Source organism: Streptomyces sp. NPDC058239, from assembly GCF_042882185.1.
GTDB lineage: Bacteria > Actinomycetota > Actinomycetes > Streptomycetales > Streptomycetaceae > Streptomyces.
The window spans coordinates 1-17,075 of sequence record NZ_JBHVWS010000102.1 but is presented as its reverse complement, the minus strand read 5'-3'; the positions used below and the strand labels follow the sequence as shown (position 1 = coordinate 17,075).

Genomic DNA, 17,075 nt, shown 5'->3' with positions numbered 1-17,075 from the left:
CAGGTAGCGGTGCAGTGCCTGGGTTTGCGTGGGGTGGCTGCGGTGGTGGGAGTTGGCCAGGGTGAACTGCCGCAGCGGGCCGAAGTGGGCCTCGATCGGGTTGGCCCAGGATGCGTAGGTCGGGGTGAAGCACAGCTCGACCTTGTTCTTCTTCGCCCAGCGGCGGATGTCGGCGCCGGTGTGGGCGGAGAGGTTGTCCAGGATGATGTAGATCGGGGCGCCGTCGGGTCGGGCGGCGCGGATCGACTTCAGCGCGGCCAGGGTGTTGGCGGTTCCCTTGCGGCGGCGGTTGACGCCCCACAGGCGGTCGTCGCCCACGGAGTAGCAGCCGTGGAAGTAGGTGACGCCGTGGGTGCGGCGGTAGGTCGCCGGCAGCCGGTTTGGCTTGCCCTGCTTCGCCCAGCAGGAGCCTGCGGTGGGCCGGATCCCCAACGGCCCGAACTCGTCGAAGGCGAAGACCCGGTCCGGGAAGCGGTCCAGAACCTGCTCGATCCGGTCGAGCTTGGCGTCGCGATGAGGGTCGGGTGATTCCTTCCATGTCTTGGTGCGCTGGAAGGTGATGCCGCGGCGCCGGAGCAGGCACCGTAAGGCTTCACGGCCGATGCGGATGACACGTCCGTGCACTTCCCGCAGGTAGGCGGCGAGTTTGCGGATCGACCAGCGGGTGAAGGGCTGGCCGAGCCTGGTGGGGCGGGTGGTGGCCGTCCGGATGACGAATTCCTCGTCGTCAGGACTGAGCAGGCGGGGACGGCCTCCCGCCCACTGAGGGTCCAGGCAGGCCAGGCCGATCTCGTTGAACCGGTGGATCACGTCGCGGACGGTGTCCTCGTCGGCCTGGACCAGCTTCGCGATCACCGGGACCCGGTTCCCGCCGGCCGAGGCCAGCAGCATCATCGCGCGCCGGAACCGCACCGAACTGGTGCTGCCCCGACGCACGATCTGCTGCAGCTTCTGTCCCTCCTGGTCGGTTAACCTGCGCACCCCGACAGGCTCGGCCATCGCGCCTCCAACGGTCGGATCGGACGTCACCGCACACATCCAACCGCCGCGACCACAAGCCGGGCGAACCTTCCCGGTCGGGGGACTACTTCTCGCGCAGAGTCTCGACTTCGGTGGCCAGCACAGCCATGTCGCGGACGTGCATGTAGTACCTGGTCGCGTACTCGTCGTCGATCGCCGGGAGAACCTTCTCGAACACCGCTGTCAGCCGGATCAAGCCTTCACCGCGCTGTTCGTCAAGCGGGCCTTTGAGAACGCCCAGGGCGTAGCCGTACGCGTCCGCATCAAGCATCACCATGTCCTGGTCCTCGATGTCCAGGCCGCGGAAGCCCGGCGGGAACGGCATGGCCAAGTGCTCGGCCATCACCTGCGAGAGCGCTTCAAGCTTCTCTTCGAACATGCACAAGATCCTGCCGGATCCCACCCGGCGAACCAATCCGGTCACGGGACTAGACACATGAACGAGTTCATCGAGGACTGGACCCACACGCCCCTTCGCGCTATCGGGGCACCCGCCGGCGAGGTGGCGGTACGACCAGAGATCAACCGCGTTCATGGTCCCGACCGGATGGGTGCGGATCCCCTGAGGGGAAGACCTGGCCCGAGGGCGTACGGCTGACGCTTCGGGCTTCAGGGCCGGTAGACGCACTCCGCCATGGTCGCGTGCTTCTTCCAGCCCAGCGTCTCGTACAGCGCGCGCCCGGCGTCGGTCGCGCCGAGGACTCCGAGGCCGGCCCCCTCGTTCAGGGCGTGGTCGGCGAGCGTGTGCATCACCAACTGCCCCAGCCCGCGCCGACGGTGGGCATCCTCGGTCCGCACTCGGTCCACGACTGCCGCATCCCCGAGTACCGCCATCTGCCCCTGGGCCGCCTGCTCGCCCGCCGCGTCCAGCACCCGCGCGAAGACGACGGATCCGACGGTCTCCACCGTCACGGTGTATCCCTCTGGCTCGACCCGGTGGGCGGCCATGAGGTCGGTGACCATCAGGTGTCCGGTGTCCTCGTACGCCACCACCCACCCGGGGGACAGCCACGGCTCGATCACCTCTGGCTCGAGGGGCATCTTCATCCAGGTTCGCGGCACGGCCACTGAGGCGGAGGCGCTGCGGACCCGCAACTCATCGGCCTCGGGCAGGACATGGCGTCCCACTTCAACCGGGCTGTCGGCCACCGCGATGTAGAACCCCCAGGGCATCTCGACCGGCGGCGGTGTCCGCCGCGATACGGCCCAGCCTGCCACCCAGGTCTCGACTAACTCCGCAACCATCAGATCCTCCCGTGCCATCAGCAGCTGAGTAATAGTTACTCGTCGATTGTGAACATTACATCTCCGTATGCAGTGGCGGCACGCTTCTGGTGAACGCCGCAGGTTGACACGTCAGCCGCGACCGAGATCGGCAGCACGGTCGGTGCTGTTGTATGCAGGGAGACCACATCAGCACCAGCTACGTGCTGACAGTGACGCCGACGCGGATCACGTGGACGCGCACCACCGGCGGCGGCACGAAGTGCACGGCCACCGCTGCGGATTCCACGTGGCGGGGTCCGTATGTCCGGGTGGAGAAGGTAGAAGGAACCGACGTGGGGCAGAACGGTTACCAGGGGAGTGTTCCGCAGCGTCATCCACACCGCAGGATAGGGAAATCGCATGGCAAACCCGATGTCTGCTGCTCAGGTCATATCTGCTTTGCGTGCCGAGGGAGTGCGCGTGGTTGAGGTCGGCAACTGGCGTACGCACAACCGGAACTCGAAAGGTGCATGGGGTCCGGTCAACGGCAGCATGGTGCACCACACGGTCACCAAGGGGACCGCGGCGACCGTGGCCATGGTCCGGGACGGGTACGCGTCCCTGCCCGGCCCGTTGTGCCACGGGATGATTGCGAAGGACGGCCGGGTGCACATGGTCGGCTGGGGCCGCGCGAATCACGCGGGCGGCGGTGACCCGCGCGTTCTGGAGCAGGTGATCGCCGAGTCGTACGGCAGCCGGCCGACCCCGCCCACGAAGGGCAACGCGAACGGAACCGACGGCAACGCGCGCTTCTACGGCTGGGAGTGCGAGAACCTCGGCGATGGCAAGGACCCCTGGCCCAAGGCGCAGTACGACGCGATCGTCCGGGTGCAGGCGGCGTTGTGCCGGGCGCACGGCTGGTCGGCGAAGTCCGTGATCGGCCACCTGGAGTGGTCGAACGACAAGGTCGACCCCCGTGGTTTCACCATGGCCGAGCTCCGCGCCGATGTGGCTGAGCGGCTGAAGCACCCCGCGAGCTGGAACCCGAATGAGGAGGACCCCATGGCAGGGATCACCAAGCGCGACATTTTCGACGCCGTCTGGAAGACCGATGCGATCGGCGGCCCGACGGACGCGGCAGACCACGGGACGAACCCCACGTGGCAGCCGCAGTCCATCTTGAAGGACATGCAGGCCCGCATCCGTTCCATGGACAAGCGGATGGCCGCCCAGACCGCCGCGATCACCGCGCTCGCCGGTCAGGTCGGCACGGGCGCCGACGCCGAGACCATCGTCGCCGCGGTGGAGGCCGCGATCGAGCGGGCTGTCATCGACGTCAACATCAATACCAGGGAGACCTGATGGCATCGATCTCCACTGCCACGTTCTGGATCGCAACGGCGTAGCGCACTGTGCGGACCGCCGCGCAGACCCTCAGCGCAACGCTCGGCCTCGACACCGCCGGTGTTCTCGATGGTGAGTGGAAACAGAGCCTCTCACTCGCCGGGAGCGCCGCGGTCCTGGTGGCCCTCGCCGCGATCACCGCGTCCGGGAGCGGTGACGGGCCGGGGCTCGCGGAGATCGTACGGACTCGCACATGACTCCGTCGTCGTCCGGTGGCGACCGTGTCGCCGTGGAAGTGGCCGAGATGCGCGGGGAGATCCGGACGGCGTTCGCCGAGTTGAACGGCCGATTGGACCTCGCGTGTCCGTGCCGTTGTCCTGGGTGTCCGCGCCGTTGTGGGGCGCTTTCGTCCGCTCGGACGGCCTCTTGTGTTTCTCGTCCGCAGGTCTACCGCCGCAGCAGCCGGCCACCAGGCCGGGTCACGACCGAGAGGAGACCACCATGGCCCGCAGGTTGCGGATGCTCGGCACCAACAGCAAGACCGGCGAATGCCCAACTCTGTACGAGGACCTGGACACTGGCGAGGTACTGGTTCAAGGGAAGGTCGCTGACCCCGAGGACATTGCTCAGATGGTCAATCCGCTCTCGGGGGAGACGATGGTTGTCGTTGATCGAGCTCTCCTGATCAATTTTGCGCCCAAGGAGTGACGTGCAGGATGTCGTGCCCGCCTCGCAGATCCTCGACTTCTGGCTGTTCGACTCCTGTGTCCTCGCCCGCTTCAACTGGGAGGGCAGCAGCCGTCGCATGGAACTGAGCACTGACCCGGAGCTGGTTGTCCAGGCGTGCCAGGCCCGCGATGCTGCCTGGCATTTCGCCATCAGGTACGAGGAGTTCAGGGCGCGGGTACCGTCCCGTATGTGAGCACCGATGACCAACAAGCCAGGACTGCCCTCGGTGCACGGCTGCGTGAGCTGCGCACCGAGGCCGGACTGACTGTCCGCGGCCTGGCGGCAGAGTGCGGCTGGGTGCCATCGAAGATCTCGAAGCCTGAGAACGGTAAGCAGACCGCCACGACGTCGGACCTCGATACCTGGGCGGCCGGGGTTGGCCGGCCTGAGACCGCTGCCGAGCTGAAAGGGCGGCGCTCGCAGCTGATGATCGCGCCGACCAGCTGCGGGCGGGGCAACGCCCGTACCCGAGGCCGGCGGCGGCGAGGCGCGGCCGACGACCCGGGGCGGTGAGCGCGGTGGTGGCCGCCTCTGTCACAGGCGTAGGACGACCAGGGCGGTGTCGTCGGTGGCACCGGCAGGTGGGGTCAGGTCGGCCAGGAGTGCGTCGGCGAGCGTTTCGGGATCGGCGTCCTGGTGGCGGGTGAGTGAGTCGGCAAGCCGGGCCAGGCCGACATCGATGTCCTCGCTGCGGCGCTCGACCAGCCCGTCGGTGTACAGCACAAGAGTGTCCCCCTCGGTGAACGCGGTCTCGGCCTGGGGCCGGGGAGCGTGCTCGGGGCGGGCGCCGAGCGGGGGATCGGTGGCCTCGTCGAGGAAGTCCACGGTGCCGTCGGGGTGCAGCAGGGCTGGTGGAAGGTGGCCGGCGCTGCTGTAGGCGATGGTGCGGTTGGTGCCGTCGATGACGGACAAGACGGCCGTTGTCGATTCCGCGCCGTCGACCGAGCGGGCGTACAGGCCGAGGGCTTCCAGGGCCTGGGCGGGGCCGTCGGCGACGCGGGAAGCGGCGCTGAGGGCGCTGCGCAGCTGGCCCATGACGCAGGCAGCGGCGAGGCCGCAGCCGACGACATCGCCGACAGCCACCGCGATGCGGTCGCCAGGCAGGTCGACGAGGTCGTACCAGTCCCCGCACACGTTCAGCCCCCCGACCGCCGGGCGGTAGCGCACCGCTGCGCGGTGATGCCTCACAGGCCCGGGGGCGGGCAGCATTGCCTCTTGCAGGCTCAGGGCGACTTCGTGTTCGCAGGCGTGGGCCTCACGCAGCCGTTCGTTGACCCCCTGCAGTTCCCCGGCCCGGGTGTACAGCTCGGCTTCCAGTACCGTCGGCCGGTCTCCGCTGCCTCGGCCACTGAGTGTGCGGACCAGTTCGGTGATGTCCTCCTCCCGGTGCAGCAGCAGCGCTACCTGCCCGTCCGGGCCGAAGACGGGGACGTTGACCGGACTCCAGTACCGCTCCTCCCACACCCCGGGCCGGTCCGGGTACTCCACGTCGTAGCGGTGCAGCGTCATGGCGTCGCACTCCCCGGTGGCAGCCACCCACCGCAGCGATGACTGCAGCTTGCGCATACCGGTCACGGCGGCGTCCTCGGGGTCGTCGGGGAAGGCATCGGACAGGTAGCGGCCTACCACCTGGTCACGGGTACGCCCCATGCTGCTCAGGAACGCCTCGTTGACGTCGACGTACACCAGGTCCGTGGTGAACAGAGCCACCGCGCCCGGCAGCGCCTGGAATACCGCCTCGTAGTCGATCCCGGATGCGTTCACGATGCCACCTGCCCACGACGCCATGTCGATCATGTGCTCTTTCACGATAGGCATCAGCGGCGCTCCGTGGCAGGTCAGCACTCCAGGGTGCCGCAGCCGCCAGGCGTGGGCGCGGACGACAAGGCTGCCGCGGGGCGCATGGCTCACACGGTTTCGGCCGAGTTCAAGCGGCGTGTCCGCCCGCCGTCCCCGGGGGACGCGGCCCGTGCCTTCCTCTCCCGCGCTCCGTGGCCGGCAGGATTTGGGCCAGTCCCGACGGGCCTGGCCGCCGGGCGCCAGAGGTCCGCTGTGTCACGGCGTGATCGCGAAGGACGGCCGGGCCGAGTCGCCTTCTCGACGAACCGCGTCTTCCGGCACAGCGAACCACGTGTCACCCGTCACCAGACCCGCAACCCCGACCGTCAAAGATCTCCAGCGGCTCCCGACAGGCCCGCCTGGAGGACATCGAGAAGCGGAGGTGGCTCGGTCCGATCCGTACGGGCCGCTATCTCGCCCGTCTCCACCACTTTCTGGAGGCAGTTGCCGCAGTGGCGGATGCCGTGGGTGACGACGGGTCGGGCAACTCCCGCACAGCGGAACGGATCAGGTCGAATGTGGCGACCGGATGCCGTGAGCCGACCGCGGGCAGGACGACACCGAGGCAAACCAGCTTGAACCGCTGATCGCCGAGCGCAATCCCGACGAAGACAGGCGCTCCGACGCACCCCACGGGAACCTCGCCGTTCCACCACACCCGGGCGTCGTCGGAGTCCCGCACGACGTTCCCGATGGTCACGACCTGCGGCCGGTCGGTCCGGTCCGGCCCGACGTCGTGGCCCAGGACGTACGCGGGCACCCGCTCGCCCCCGACGACGGCGACGTCCTCCGGCTGTGCCGCCAGCCCGTCGGTGATCTCGTCGGTAGCCCACTCCCACCGCTTGCGGCGGGCGAGCGCGTGCAGTCCGCCGGTGGGCATCACAGCCACACCGGAGTCACCGAGATGGGCCCACTCCTGCTCGAACTTGATCATCGCGATGGCTTGGGCGCTCATGGCCGACTCGGACAGCTCGGACCGCAGCCGCACCTCGGCGATGTCGTAACGGGTCATCGCCCCGGCGGTCACCAGGTACTGCCGGACCGTCTCCGTGTCGCCCTGCCTGCCGACGAGATCGTTGAACCAGAACGCCGTACCGAAATCGTCCCCGCGGTGGGCCTGTTGGTACGGGAGGGTGGAGCGGCGAGCGCTGCCGAGTATGGAGTCGATGATCGCGTCGTGAAAGACGGGGGCTTCGGGCATGAGGCCGGACCCTAGTCGAGCGCCGTGATCCGGTCACGTCATATCCGGAGCCTCGGCGTCGAGTCCGCGAGGAACTGCGCCCGGCCGGGGAGCAGGTATCCACCCCGATCGCAGTGCCTGCCATGCCGGGGCGGATGCGCCGCCGACCTCCCCGGTATCGGCAGGGGATCGTCAGTACGGGGGACTTGGTGGGCCACTGCCTCTACCCGCCCTCGCAGCGGGCAGTGTCCGCGCTGATCAGGGCCGGCGCCGGCGCCGTTGTCCTGGGTGTCCGTGTCGTGTCCGGACAGGGTGTCCGCGCCGTTGGTCAGCCATCGTCGTCCGCGTGCCGGACGATTCGCTTCAGCTCTCGCTCGACCTCGTACCGGCTCTGCTCGGTTTCCTTGGCGTGGAGGGTGATCGCCGCCTGCACGGCGGCGGCCCCTTTCCCCGGCCCTGCCCACGTTCTTGGGTAAGTAAGGCCGCGGCCGAGTCCATTCCGCATCCGAGAGATCGTCCGTCGACGACCTGAGGCCTCCGGTTGCCTCCCCGGAGCGCGGCTTGACCGCTCCCGGCGATTGCCGCGGTGCCCGGCGTTGCCGGGGCGGCAACAGGTCTCGTCGCTCTCTTCAGATGACCGGGGCCGTCTCTCCCATCCGACCTTGGTTGTGAAAGCCCAAGCTATTAGCCCGTGTTCGCTGGTGTCGACGGCTGACTGCGGCAGCAGCCAACCTCTTAACACGTCGTACGGCACCATCACTTGAACCATTTCTAGGTTCATTCAGTGTTGGGGCGGGGGGCTTCGAAGCCCGGTCAGGAGATGGCGCTAGCTGAAGCAAGCAATTGACTGGAGCGTCAGCTAGTTGACCTTTTAATGGAAGAAGTTGGCCGTTTGCGATTGCCTGCTGTGAGGTGAAGGATGGTTCATACGGGTGCCTGGTAGCCCCGCGCTACGAGTCCCTGGTGGGCGGGGGCTTCCGTCACATCGCTGGTTGAAATCCCGCATGGGCACTCTGACATACTCGTTCTGCAAGGGAGCTAGCATGATCAGCAAACCGCGCCGACGGATATCTCGTTATATTGGCGCATCCTGCCTGGCTGCAGCGCTTGCTGTGTCAACAGGTGCGACCGTCAGTATGGCGACTCCCCGAATTCCCGACCAGACAACGACTGCAACGCAGGACGATTCCTGGAACGACGACGACGACGATTCCTACGACGACGATTCCTACGACGACGAGTCGGGGAACGACGATTCGGGGGATGACGATTCCTGGAGCAACGATTCGGGAAGCGACAACTCCTGGAACGATGATTCTGGGGATGACGATTCCTGGAGCGACGATTCGGGAAGCGACAACTCCTGGAACGATGATTCTGGGGATGACGATTCCTGGAGCGACGATTCGGGAAGCGACAACTCCTGGAACGACGATTCGGGGGACGACGATTCCTGGAACGACAAGTCGGGGAACGATGATTCCTGGAACGACGATTCCTGGAACGACGACGACAAGGGCGGATGGGTGGACGTGTCAGGGGCAGTGATGAATGCTCTTAATGACACGCCAGTCTCTGCGCGGTAAGTCCCTCCGCCGCCAACCGGTATTGCTGGAAGGGCGTTGCGGGTGTCGCACTGGCGACACCCGCAACGCCGCGCGCGGCGTTCGTGGCGTTGCGGGTGTTGGCCGCTGCGGCGATGCGGGGATCGGGGGTGGGCGACGCTCGGTGCGTCCTGGCTCGATACAGCAGCCTGGGCCGTCCGGCTCGTCCACCTCCGGCCATGTCTCCGAGTCTGGGCACGCCTGGGCCTGCCGGGGGTCGGTATACGTGCTGCAGACCCGGAGGCGCGCCTTGCGTACGCGCTGATGTCCGCAGCGGTGTGGGCCGATATCGCTGAGCACAGCAGCGCCGCGCGGGCGCCCCGTGTTGCGCAGACGGCAGGAGCCTGGGTGGCGCACTGCGATTGCGAGACCGATGCAGATCTTGCTCTCTCTGTCAAGTTCGCACCGGAACGCCGGTAAATGTCAATCGGTGTGAACCGGTGCAAGTCGGGCTCGACCTCAAGATCTTCCGGGCACTTCCAGTCGGGCAGGTGGCAGACGGCGAGGGCCGCGGTGTCGTCGTGGAGGCGGTTGTTGCTGTAGCTGAGGAGGCCGCGGTGGAGTCGGTCGAGGAATTCCCGGGGCTGGAGAAGACGGTCGGGTTCGTCATGGGCGGCCTCGCGAAACGGGCCGAGGAGGGTGGCGGCCGAAAACCGCAGGTCAGAGCGGTGAGAGGGGCCCATGGTGCGGGGGCTCCGGCCGTTTCTGCTTCCCGCTCACGGCCTGACCGCCGTGTCACTGCGGGGCTGGCCAGTGGAGTGGCTACCGACCCGATCGGCGTCCGAGGGATGGTGGGAGTGCCAGTAATCGGGTACATCAGGACAAGTAGCACTGGTTGGTACGGCTCGGCAGGCGCCCATGCGCGCTCCGCGCGGACCGGCCGCGTCCGCCCACCCCACAAAGCGGCGAGGTGAGCTCCTCATGTCCGCACCATCCGCTCCGAAGAACACGCCCAAGGTGACCGAGCGTGAAGCGCGCCAAGTGGCCGAGGCCGCTCGCGAACAGGACTGGCACAAGCCCAGTTTCGCCAAGGAACTCTTCCTCGGGCGCTTCCGGCTCGACCTGATCCATCCGCATCCGCTGCCGGCCGCGGACGACGTCCGGCGTGGCGAGGCGTTCCTCGCCCGGCTGCGCGACTTCTGCGAAACCAGGATCGACAGCGCCCTCATCGAGCGTGAGGCGAGGATTCCCGACGAGGTGATCAACGGCCTCAAGGAACTCGGCGCGCTCGGGATGAAGATCGACCCGAAGTACGGCGGCCTCGGCCTCACCCAGGTCTACTACAACAAGGCCCTCGCCCTGGTCGGCTCCGCCAGTCCCGCGATCGGTGCACTGCTCTCCGCCCACCAGTCCATCGGCGTACCGCAGCCGCTGAAACTCTTCGGCAGCCAGGAACAGAAGGACACCTTCCTGCCCCGGTTGGCCAGCACCGACATCTCGGCGTTCCTGCTCACCGAACCGGACGTCGGCTCGGACCCGGCCAGGCTCGCCACCTCGGCGGTTCCGGAGGGACCGGACTACATCCTCGACGGTGTGAAGCTGTGGACGACCAATGGTGTCGTCGCCGACCTCCTCGTCGTGATGGCCCGCGTCCCGAAGTCGGAAGGTCACAAGGGCGGCATCACGGCCTTCGTCGTCGAGGCGGACTCCCCGGGCATCACCGTCGAGAACCGGAACGCCTTCATGGGCCTGCGCGGCCTCGAGAACGGCGTCACCCGCTTCCACCGGGTCCGGGTCCCGGCCGCGAACCGCATCGGCCCCGAAGGCGCGGGGCTCAAGATCGCCCTCACCACGCTCAACACGGGACGGCTCTCCCTGCCCGCCATGTGCGTCGGCGCCGGGAAGTGGTGTCTGAAGATCGCCCGCGAGTGGTCGGCGGTCCGTGAGCAGTGGGGCAGGCCGGTCGCCCGGCACGAGGCCGTCGGCGCCAAGATCTCCTTCATCGCCGCAACCACCTTCGCGCTCGAAGCGGTGGTCGACCTCTCCTCCCAGATGGCGGACGAGAACCGCAACGACATCCGGATCGAAGCGGCCCTTGCCAAGCTGTACGGCTCCGAGATGGGCTGTCTGATGGCCGACGAACTGGTCCAGATCCGGGGCGGCCGGGGCTTCGAGACAGCCGCGTCCCTCGCCGCCCGCGGCGAACGGGCCGTCCCCGCCGAACAACTCCTGCGCGATCTGCGGATCAACCGGATCTTCGAGGGCTCCACCGAGATCATGCATCTGCTGATCGCCCGTGAGGCCGTCGACGCCCATCTGAAGGTCGCGGGGGACATCATCGACCCCGACAAACCCCTCTCCGCCAAGGCGAAGGCGGGCGCGAACGCGGCCGGCTTCTATGCCCGCTGGCTGCCCAAGCTCGTCGCAGGTCCAGGGCAACTCCCGCGTACGTACGGGGAATTCAACCCACCCGGACACCCGGACCTGTCCACCCATCTGCGCTACGTCGAACGCTCCGCCCGCAAGCTCGCGCGCTCCACCTTCTACGCCATGTCGCGCTGGCAGGGCCGGATGGAGACCAAGCAGGGCTTCCTCGGCAGGATCGTCGACATCGGCGCGGAACTCTTCGCGATGAGCGCCGCCTGCGTCCGCGCCGAACTGCTGCGCTCCTCCGACGACCACGGCCGCGAGGCCTACCGGCTCGCCGACACCTTCTGCCGACAGTCCCGCATCCGGGTCGAGGAACTCTTCACCCGCCTGTGGTCCAACACCGACGACCTGGACCGGCGCGTGGTCGACGGCGTCCTGGCCGGTGCGTACACCTGGCTGGAGGAAGGCATCATCGATCCGAGCGGCGAAGGCCCGTGGATCGCCGACGCCACTCCCGGGCCGTCCGTCCGGGACAACGTCCACCGCCCCGTTCGCTGAACCGCGGACCACCGGGCGGGCGCACGTCCACTCACCGGACGTACCCCGCCCGGCCGTGCGCGGTACGGCAGGATGACGGTCCGTGACCGTCATCCACATCCCCGGCTCCAAGTCCGTCACCGCGCGTGCCCTGTTCCTGGCCGCCGCCGCGAACGGCACCAGCACCCTCGTACGGCCCCTGCGCTCGGACGACACCGAGGGCTTCACCGAAGGCCTCACGCGCCTCGGCTACCGCGTCGGGCAGGAAGCGGACCGCTGGCACATCGAGGGCCGCCCCTCCGGCCCCGCCGTCACCGACGCCGACGTCTACTGCCGCGACGGCGCCACCACGGCACGCTTCCTGCCGACCCTCGCCGCGGCCGCCGCCTCCGGCACGTACCGCTTCGACGCCTCCGCCCAGATGCGCCGCCGCCCCCTCGCCCCGCTCACCGAGGCCCTGCGCACGCTCGGCGTCGACCTGCGCCACGACGCGGCCGAGGGTCACCACCCGCTGCGGATCGACGCAGCCGGAATCAGGGGCGGCGAACTCACCCTGGACGCGGGGGAGTCCTCCCAGTACCTCACCGCGCTGCTGATGCTCGGACCGCTGACCGCTCAGGGGCTCCGGATCACCGTCACCGACCTGGTCTCCGCCCCGTACATCGAGATCACCCTCGCGATGATGCGCAGCTTCGGGGTCGAGGTGACCCGCGGCGGCCACCACGACGACGTCTTCACCGTGCCACCCGGCGGCTACCGGGCCACCACGTACGCCATCGAGCCCGACGCCTCCACCGCGAGTTACTTCTTCGCCGCGGCGGCCCTCACCGGCCGTGAGATCACCGTCCCCGGCCTCGGCACGGACGCACTCCAGGGCGACCTCCGGTTCGTCGATGTGCTGCGCCGCATGGGCGCCGAGGTGCACACCACAGCCCGGTCCACCACCGTCAGTTCCGGCGGCACTCTCTCGGGCCTCGTCGTCAATATGCGCGACATCTCCGACACCATGCCGACGCTGGCGGCGATCGCCCCCTTCGCCTCGGGGCCGGTACGCATCGAGGACGTGGGCAACACCCGGGTGAAGGAGTGCGACCGGCTGGAGGCCTGCGCCCACAACCTCAGGCGGATGGGCATCACGGTCGGGACGGGCCGGGACTGGATCGAGATCCACCCCGGCACACCCCGCCCCACCGAGATCACCACCCACGGCGACCACCGCATCGTCATGTCGTTCGCCGTCGCCGGCCTGCGGGTGCCGGGCATCACGTTCGACGACCCCGGTTGCGTACGGAAGACGTTCCCCGGGTTCCACGAGGCCTTCGCCGAGTTCGCGGAACTCACGAACCGTTAGGGTTCCTGGGCCCACGCCGTCTCCGGGAGTTCTCATGTCCACGCCGCCCCACCACCTGCCGACCTCCTACGGATCCGTTGCGTCGTGCCACATCTGCGGTGCGCTACCGGCGGTCCACGCCGTGGTGCGCGGACACCGCGGGCTCGTCGTCACCTTGCGCTTCCTGACCGAGGAGGGCGCCTTCTGCCGGACCTGCGGAACGGCCACGTACCGCAGGATGACCTCGGACACCCTCTGGCAGGGCTGGTGGGGTCTGCTGTCGGTGTTCGCCGCACCGGTCACGATGGTGATGAACATCGGCGCCCGCTCCCGGATCCGCGCCCTGCCCCACCCGGTGGGCAATCTGCGGCCCCAACTCGCCCCGGGGCGCCGGGTCCTGGCCCGGCCGCCCGCGCTGGTCATCATGGCCGCCCTGGTCGTGGCCCTGGGCACGGTCGTGGTCCCGAAGCTGATTCCGCACACCCAGCCCACGTTCACCGCCGGCGACTGCATCCGCAACCACGCGAAATGGCCCGAGCAGGACCTCGAAGAGGTCGGCTGCAGTTCCCCCGAGGCCGAGTACTGGATCTCCGACGGGGACAAGTGCTGGGGCAAGGACTGGCTGCTCTACCTGGAGTACAGCGCGGAGAAGAAGACCCTGTGCGCTCACCCCATGTCGAAATGACCGCCCCCGGCGACTCCACGGATCACAGCGGCCCGGCGGACGAGGTTCCGCGCCGGGACGGCTGAGACCGGCCCCGGGCGGACCGCGCCGAACCGGCGCGAGGGACGCACTGTCCACACCCACAGCCGATGCGGCAACAATGGGGGGCATGACCGACAGCCCTGCCCCCCTCGCCGACCCGCACGTCGTCTTCGATGCCACGGAAGGCCCCCGGGATCTCGTCATCCTCGGCTCCACCGGCTCGATCGGCACCCAGGCCATCGACCTGGTGCTGCGCAACCCCGACCGCTTCCGCGTCACCGCGCTCTCCGCCGCGGGCGGCCGGGTCGCACTCCTCGCCGAGCAGGCGCGGCAGCTGCGGGTGCGTACCGTGGCAGTAGCCGCACCGGAAGCCGTACCGGCCCTCCGCGAGGCGCTGCGCGAGCAGTACGGGACGGGCGAGCCGCTCCCCGAGATCCTGGCAGGGCCCGAGGCCGCCGCCCAGCTCGCCGCCGGCGACTGCCACACCGTGCTCAACGGAATCACCGGATCGATCGGTCTCGCTCCCACGCTCGCCGCACTCGAAGCGGGCCGCACGCTCGCCCTGGCCAACAAGGAGTCGCTGATCGTCGGCGGCCCGCTGGTCAAGGCGCTGGCCGAGCCCGGCCAGATCATCCCGGTCGACTCCGAGCACGCCGCCCTCTTCCAGGCGCTCGCCGCGGGCACCCGAGCCGACGTACGCAAGCTCGTCGTCACCGCCTCCGGCGGCCCGTTCCGCGGGCGTACGAAGAGCGAGCTGGCGGACGTCACGCGCGAGCAGGCCCTCGCGCACCCCACCTGGGCCATGGGCCCGGTCATCACGATCAATTCCGCCACCCTGGTCAACAAGGGACTGGAGGTCATCGAGGCGCATCTGCTCTATGACATTCCGTTCGACCGGATCGAGGTCGTGGTCCACCCCCAGTCGTACGTTCACTCCATGGTGGAGTTCACCGACGGCTCCACCCTCGCCCAGGCCACACCCCCGGACATGAGGGGCCCGATCGCCATCGGCCTCGGCTGGCCCCAGCGCATCCCGGACGCCGCACCGGCCTTCGACTGGTCGAAGGCGTCCAGCTGGGAGTTCTTCCCCCTCGACAACGAGGCCTTCCCGTCCGTGGGACTGGCCAGGCACGTGGGCACGCTCGGTGCCACCGCCCCGGCCGTGTTCAACGCCGCGAACGAGGAATGCGTCGACGCATTCCTGGCAGGACGGCTGCCGTTCAACGGAATCATGGATACGGTCACGGCGGTGGTGGCCGAACACGGCACCCCCGCCACGGGAACTTCGCTCACGGTCGCAGACGTCCTCGAAGCGGAGACCTGGGCACGCGCCCGGGCCCGTGAACTCTCGGCGAAAGCGACAGCGGAGGCGCGCGCATGAGTATTACGACGGTCCTGTTGACGATTCTGGGCATCGTCGTCTTCGCCATCGGGCTGCTGTTCTCGATCGCCTGGCACGAGCTGGGGCACCTGTCGACCGCGAAGTTCTTCGGCATCCGCGTCCCCCAGTACATGGTCGGCTTCGGACCGACGGTCTGGTCGCGGAAGAAGGGCGACACCGAGTACGGGATCAAGGCCATTCCGGCCGGCGGCTACATCCGCATGATCGGCATGTTCCCGCCGGGTCCGGACGGGCGCCTGGAGGCGCGTTCCACGTCGCCGTGGCGCGGAATGATCGAGGACGCCAGGTCCGCGGCCTTCGAAGAGCTCGAACCGGGTGACGAGAAGCGGCTCTTCTACACGCGCAAGCCGTGGAAGCGCATCATCGTGATGTTCGCCGGACCGTTCATGAACCTGGTCCTCGCCGTCGCGATCTTCCTCGGTGTGGCGATGACCTTCGGGTTCCAGACCCAGACCACCGAGGTGGCGGGTGTCCAGAAGTGCGTGATCGCCCAGAGCGCGAACCGCGACACCTGCAAGAAGTCCGACCCGGTCTCGCCCGCACAGGCCGCAGGACTCAAGAAGGGCGACAAGATCGTCGCCTTCGACGGCCAGAAGGTCGACGACTGGGCCACGCTCTCCGACAAGATCCGCGACACCATCGGCCCCGCCACGATCACGGTCCGGCGCGACGGCCAGGAGCAGACCCTCCACGCGGTGCTGAAGAAGAACGCGGTGGCGAAGAAGGACTCCAAGGGAGAGGTGGTCCCCGGTCAGTACGTGACGGCCGGCTACCTCGGCTTCGCCGCCCAGACCGAGATCGTTCCGCTCTCCTTCGGCGACTCGGTCGTCCGCATGGGAGACATGATCGAGAACGGCGTCGACTCGATCATCGCCCTGCCCTCCAAGATCCCGGACCTGTGGAGCGCAGCCTTCGGCGACGGCGAGCGCGCAGCGGACTCCCCGGTCGGCGTGGTCGGTGCGGCCAGGATCGGCGGCGAGGTGATGACGCTCGACGTCCCGGCGACGAACCAGATCGCGATGATGCTGTTCCTGCTGGCCGGCTTCAATCTCTCGCTGTTCCTGTTCAACATGCTGCCTCTGCTGCCGCTCGACGGCGGGCACATCGCCGGAGCACTCTGGGAGGCCCTGCGCCGCAATGTGGCACGGGTCTTCAGGCGCCCCGACCCGGGCCCCTTCGACGTGGCCAAACTGATGCCGGTCGCCTATGTCGTCGCAGGTGTCTTCATCTGCTTCACACTGCTGGTGCTGGTGGCCGACATCGTCAACCCGGTCAAGATCTCCTGATCTCCCGACCGGCCCGGTGAACCATGGGTGACGGCCCGGCACACAGCGTGTGTACGGGCCCGCCCCGTTGCGCGGCACTCCTGGACGCGGTGTGCTCCGGGGTGTCGCCGGTGCCGTAACCTCGAAGCCCGGAGCCCGCCGATCTCGGGACCTTGATCCACACCTTGGGGATGCTCAGCGCATGACTGCGATTTCTCTCGGAATGCCGTCCGTTCCGACCAAGCTCGCCGACCGGAGGGTCAGCCGCCAGATCCAGGTCGGGTCGGTTGCGGTCGGCGGGGATGCGCCGGTGTCGGTGCAGTCGATGACCACGACGCGTACGTCGGACATCGGTGCGACGTTGCAGCAGATCGCGGAGCTGACGGCGTCGGGCTGTCAGATCGTGCGGGTGGCTTGTCCGACGCAGGACGATGCGGACGCGCTGGAGACGATCGCGAGGAAGTCGCAGATCCCGGTGATCGCGGACATTCATTTCCAGCCGAAGTACGTGTTCGCGGCGATTGATGCGGGCTGTGCGGCGGTGCGGGTGAATCCGGGGAACATCAAGCAGTTCGACGACAAGGTGAAGGAGATCGCGCGGGC

At 68.3% G+C, this 17,075-nt stretch carries 17 protein-coding genes; 12 read left to right on the top strand and 5 right to left on the bottom strand.

The genetic code is table 11. The features are described 5' to 3' along the window. The 3 genes from ACFVYE_RS46185 to ACFVYE_RS46175 all read right to left on the bottom strand — a co-directional run. On the bottom strand, positions 1–999 hold a 999-nt coding region (locus tag ACFVYE_RS46185; protein ID WP_389609548.1), incomplete at its 3' end, for an IS630 family transposase. 85 nt (positions 1,000–1,084) lie between these two features. Then, positions 1,085–1,399 carry a hypothetical protein gene (locus ACFVYE_RS46180; protein WP_383971614.1) on the bottom strand — a complete coding sequence of 105 codons (315 nt, stop codon included), beginning with the start codon at positions 1,397–1,399 and terminating at the stop codon, positions 1,085–1,087. A gap of 230 nt (positions 1,400–1,629) precedes the next feature. Continuing rightward, positions 1,630–2,265, bottom strand: coding sequence for a GNAT family N-acetyltransferase (locus tag ACFVYE_RS46175; protein WP_383971617.1), 636 nt, complete (start codon positions 2,263–2,265; stop codon positions 1,630–1,632). A 381-nt stretch (positions 2,266–2,646) separates the two neighbouring features. On the opposite strand from ACFVYE_RS46175, the gene ACFVYE_RS46170 reads away from it, so the two are divergent. The 5 genes from ACFVYE_RS46170 to ACFVYE_RS46150 all read left to right on the top strand — a co-directional run bounded on the left by ACFVYE_RS46170 (position 2,647) and on the right by ACFVYE_RS46150 (position 4,812). Further along, entirely contained in the window at positions 2,647–3,588 is a 942-nt protein-coding gene (locus tag ACFVYE_RS46170) for an N-acetylmuramoyl-L-alanine amidase (RefSeq protein ID WP_383971620.1), read from the top strand. Positions 3,589–3,638: 50 nt separating this feature from the next. Further along, positions 3,639–3,827 carry a holin gene (locus ACFVYE_RS46165; RefSeq protein ID WP_389609545.1) on the top strand — a complete coding sequence of 63 codons (189 nt, stop codon included), beginning with the start codon at positions 3,639–3,641 and terminating at the stop codon, positions 3,825–3,827. A 244-nt stretch (positions 3,828–4,071) separates the two neighbouring features. Beyond that, a complete protein-coding gene (locus ACFVYE_RS46160) occupies positions 4,072–4,278 on the top strand; it encodes a hypothetical protein (RefSeq protein WP_383971625.1) in 207 nt (68 codons plus the stop codon). A gap of 1 nt (position 4,279) precedes the next feature. Further along, on the top strand, positions 4,280–4,492 hold the full coding sequence (locus ACFVYE_RS46155; RefSeq protein ID WP_383971628.1) for a DUF6879 family protein: 213 nt from the start codon (positions 4,280–4,282) through the stop codon (positions 4,490–4,492). Beyond that, a complete protein-coding gene (locus ACFVYE_RS46150; protein WP_383971631.1) occupies positions 4,489–4,812 on the top strand; it encodes a helix-turn-helix domain-containing protein in 324 nt (107 codons plus the stop codon). Before ACFVYE_RS46155 ends, ACFVYE_RS46150 begins: the two co-directional genes overlap by 4 nt. 21 nt (positions 4,813–4,833) lie before the next feature. Here ACFVYE_RS46150 and ACFVYE_RS46145 read toward each other — a convergent pair whose 3' ends face one another. Continuing rightward, positions 4,834–6,063 (bottom strand): PP2C family protein-serine/threonine phosphatase, encoded by a 1,230-nt coding sequence (locus ACFVYE_RS46145; protein ID WP_383971641.1) that lies wholly within the window; start codon positions 6,061–6,063, stop codon positions 4,834–4,836. 484 nt (positions 6,064–6,547) lie between these two features. Then, positions 6,548–7,339: a hypothetical protein gene (locus tag ACFVYE_RS46140; protein WP_383971634.1), complete on the bottom strand. Its 792-nt coding sequence runs from the start codon at positions 7,337–7,339 to the stop codon at positions 6,548–6,550. A 1,022-nt stretch (positions 7,340–8,361) separates the two neighbouring features. Here ACFVYE_RS46140 and ACFVYE_RS46135 point away from each other — a divergent pair. From ACFVYE_RS46135 to ACFVYE_RS46105, 7 genes are all read left to right on the top strand, one after another. Beyond that, positions 8,362–8,904 carry a hypothetical protein gene (locus ACFVYE_RS46135; protein WP_383971637.1) on the top strand — a complete coding sequence of 181 codons (543 nt, stop codon included), beginning with the start codon at positions 8,362–8,364 and terminating at the stop codon, positions 8,902–8,904. A 939-nt stretch (positions 8,905–9,843) separates the two neighbouring features. Further along, positions 9,844–11,790: an acyl-CoA dehydrogenase family protein gene (locus ACFVYE_RS46130; RefSeq protein ID WP_383977882.1), complete on the top strand. Its 1,947-nt coding sequence runs from the start codon at positions 9,844–9,846 to the stop codon at positions 11,788–11,790. 82 nt (positions 11,791–11,872) lie between these two features. Then, a complete protein-coding gene (gene aroA, locus ACFVYE_RS46125) occupies positions 11,873–13,120 on the top strand; it encodes a 3-phosphoshikimate 1-carboxyvinyltransferase (protein WP_383977879.1) in 1,248 nt (415 codons plus the stop codon). A gap of 34 nt (positions 13,121–13,154) precedes the next feature. Continuing rightward, entirely contained in the window at positions 13,155–13,784 is a 630-nt protein-coding gene (locus ACFVYE_RS46120; protein WP_383977876.1) for a hypothetical protein, read from the top strand. Positions 13,785–13,932: 148 nt separating this feature from the next. Beyond that, entirely contained in the window at positions 13,933–15,186 is a 1,254-nt protein-coding gene (dxr, locus tag ACFVYE_RS46115; RefSeq protein ID WP_383977873.1) for a 1-deoxy-D-xylulose-5-phosphate reductoisomerase, read from the top strand. Continuing rightward, entirely contained in the window at positions 15,183–16,493 is a 1,311-nt protein-coding gene (locus ACFVYE_RS46110) for a M50 family metallopeptidase (RefSeq protein WP_383977870.1), read from the top strand. Before dxr ends, ACFVYE_RS46110 begins: the two co-directional genes overlap by 4 nt. Positions 16,494–16,674: 181 nt before the next feature. Beyond that, positions 16,675–17,075: flavodoxin-dependent (E)-4-hydroxy-3-methylbut-2-enyl-diphosphate synthase (locus ACFVYE_RS46105; protein ID WP_389609542.1), on the top strand; the 401-nt coding region annotated here is incomplete at its 3' end.

Excerpts from the sequence above, each read along its gene's own strand:
- dxr (WP_383977873.1), top strand. The coding sequence starts at position 13,933 with ATGACCGACAGCCCTGCCCCCCTCGCCGACCCGCACGTCGTCTTCGAT.
- ACFVYE_RS46140 (WP_383971634.1), bottom strand. The coding sequence starts at position 7,339 with ATGCCCGAAGCCCCCGTCTTTCACGACGCGATCATCGACTCCATACTC.
- ACFVYE_RS46110 (WP_383977870.1), top strand. The coding sequence starts at position 15,183 with ATGAGTATTACGACGGTCCTGTTGACGATTCTGGGCATCGTCGTCTTC.
- ACFVYE_RS46130 (WP_383977882.1), top strand. The coding sequence starts at position 9,844 with ATGTCCGCACCATCCGCTCCGAAGAACACGCCCAAGGTGACCGAGCGT.
- ACFVYE_RS46170 (WP_383971620.1), top strand. The coding sequence starts at position 2,647 with ATGGCAAACCCGATGTCTGCTGCTCAGGTCATATCTGCTTTGCGTGCC.
- ACFVYE_RS46135 (WP_383971637.1), top strand. The coding sequence starts at position 8,362 with ATGATCAGCAAACCGCGCCGACGGATATCTCGTTATATTGGCGCATCC.
- ACFVYE_RS46120 (WP_383977876.1), top strand. The coding sequence starts at position 13,155 with ATGTCCACGCCGCCCCACCACCTGCCGACCTCCTACGGATCCGTTGCG.
- ACFVYE_RS46160 (WP_383971625.1), top strand. The coding sequence starts at position 4,072 with ATGGCCCGCAGGTTGCGGATGCTCGGCACCAACAGCAAGACCGGCGAA.
- ACFVYE_RS46175 (WP_383971617.1), bottom strand. The coding sequence starts at position 2,265 with ATGGTTGCGGAGTTAGTCGAGACCTGGGTGGCAGGCTGGGCCGTATCG.
- ACFVYE_RS46180 (WP_383971614.1), bottom strand. The coding sequence starts at position 1,399 with ATGTTCGAAGAGAAGCTTGAAGCGCTCTCGCAGGTGATGGCCGAGCAC.